This window comes from Sphingobium fluviale (assembly GCF_004122115.1).
Classification (GTDB): Bacteria; Pseudomonadota; Alphaproteobacteria; order Sphingomonadales; family Sphingomonadaceae; genus Sphingobium; species Sphingobium fluviale.
This window is the reverse complement of sequence record NZ_SBKP01000037.1, coordinates 1-1,907: the sequence shown is the minus strand read 5'-3', so window position 1 is coordinate 1,907 and position 1,907 is coordinate 1. Positions and strand designations below refer to the sequence as shown.

The window sequence follows — 1,907 nt, the reverse complement described above, 5'->3', positions numbered from 1 at the left end:
TGTTGATTTTCATTGAGAGTTGACCCGGTGTTTTCACTGAGAAGTGACCCGTCTTGTGATTATGTTTCGATTAATTCCTGTGGGTCAAGATAGTGCTTTCTCCTTTTTGGGTTTTGCCTGCTGGGCAGAGCTGTTTTTGAAGCGGAAGCTGTCGTTTCCGGTTTCGAGGATGTGGCAGTGATGGGTGAGCCGATCGAGGAGGGCGGTGGTCATCTTGGCATCGCCGAACACGCTTGCCCATTCGCTGAAGCTGAGGTTTGTAGTGATGACGACGCTGGTGCGCTCGTAGAGTTTGCTGAGCAGATGGAACAGCAGCGCGCCGCCTGATGGACTGAACGGCAGATATCCGAGTTCATCGAGGATGACGAGGTCGGTGTAGAGCAGCCGGTTGGCGATCTGTCCAGCCTTGCCCTGGGCTTTCTCCTGTTCGAGGGCGTTGACCAGTTCGACGGTGGAGAAGAAGCGCACCCGCTTCCTGTGATGCTCGATGGCCTGGACGCCGAGCGCGGTGGCGACGTGCGTCTTTCCGGTACCCGGGCCGCCGACCAGCACGACATTGTCAGCCGCCTCGATAAACTCGCAGCGGTGAAGCTGGCGTACCAGCGCCTCGTTGACCTCGCTGCTGGCGAAGTCGAAGCCGGCAAGATCGCGATAGGCCGGGAACCGGGCTGTCTTGAGCTGGTAGGCGACCGAACGCACTTCGCGTTCCGAGGTCTCGGCCTTGAGCAGTTGCGAGAGGATCGGCATGGCAGCCTCGAACGCCGGAGAGCCCTGCTGGGTCAGCTCCGCGACAGCCTGGGCCATGCCATGCATTTTGAGGCTCCGCAGCATGATGACGAGAGCGCCGCTGGCAGGATCATGACGCATGGCGTGTCTCCCCGCGCAGGGCATCGTAGCGTTCGACATTGGCCAATGGCTCGCTGGCCAGCCTCAACGCCTGTGGAGCGGTGACCGGAGGCGTGGTCACAGGCGCGCCGTCCAGCAACCGGTGCAGCAGGTTGAGGATATGGGTCTTGGTCGGAACACCGGCCTCCAGCGCCAGCTCGACCGCGACCAGGACGGCCTGCTCGTCATGATGCAGGACCAGCGCGAGGATCTCGACCATCTCCCTGTCACCGCCAGGGTTGCGCAGCAGATGCGCCTGCAGCCGCCGGAACGCATCGGGCATCTCCAGGAACGGCGCGCCGTTGCGCAGGGCTCCGGGCTTGCGCTGGACGACGGCGAGATAATGGCGCCAGTCATAGATGGTGATACCCAGTTGGTGGGACCGGTCGATGATGCGCTGGTGTTCGCACACCACCTGCCCCTCGGCCACGACCAGAAAGCGGTCGGGATAGACCCGCAGGCTCACGGGCCGGTTGGCAAAGGACGCCGGTACGCTGTAGCGGTTGCGCTCGAAGTGAACCAGGCAGGTCGGCGAGACCCGCTTGCCATACTCGACAAAGCCGTCGAACGGCCGTCCCATGGACATGAGACTCTCCGCCTCATCGGCCCATACATCCGCGATCGTGCCCGGCTCCGTCCCGTGGGGTATCTCCTGCCACAAGGCCCTGCAGCGCTGCTCCAGCCACAGGTTGAGCGCGTCGAGACTGTCTGTCTGCGGGACAGGCTGCCACAGGCGGTGACGGGCATCCTGGACGTTCTTCTCGACCTGCCCCTTCTCCCAACCTGCCGCCGGGTTGCAGAACTCGGCCTCGAAGAGGTAGTGGCTGACCATTGCCAGAAAGCGGGCATTGACGGTTCGCTCCTTGCCGCGTCCGACCTTGTCGACGGCGGTGCGCATATTATCGTAAATACCCCGGCGCGGTACACCTCCCAGCACACGGAACGCATGATTATGGGCGTCGAACAGCATCTCGTGCGTCTGCAACAGATAGGCCCGGACGATGAAGGCACGGCTGTGGCTG

At 62.4% G+C, this 1,907-nt stretch carries 2 protein-coding genes; both read right to left on the bottom strand.

Annotated features, from left to right (window positions below):
• Nucleotides 1-84 precede the first annotated feature (84 nt).
• A complete protein-coding gene (istB, locus tag EQG66_RS15170) occupies nucleotides 85-867 on the bottom strand; it encodes an IS21-like element helper ATPase IstB (protein ID WP_129405344.1) in 783 nt (260 codons plus the stop codon).
• Nucleotides 857-1,907: IS21 family transposase (gene istA / locus EQG66_RS15165; protein ID WP_129405343.1), on the bottom strand; the 1,051-nt coding region annotated here is incomplete at its 5' end. The genes istB and istA, both read right to left, overlap by 11 nt.

Bases quoted from the DNA above. Each gene is read 5' to 3' on its own strand.
- istB (WP_129405344.1), bottom strand. From the start codon at position 867: ATGCGTCATGATCCTGCCAGCGGCGCTCTCGTCATCATGCTGCGGAGC.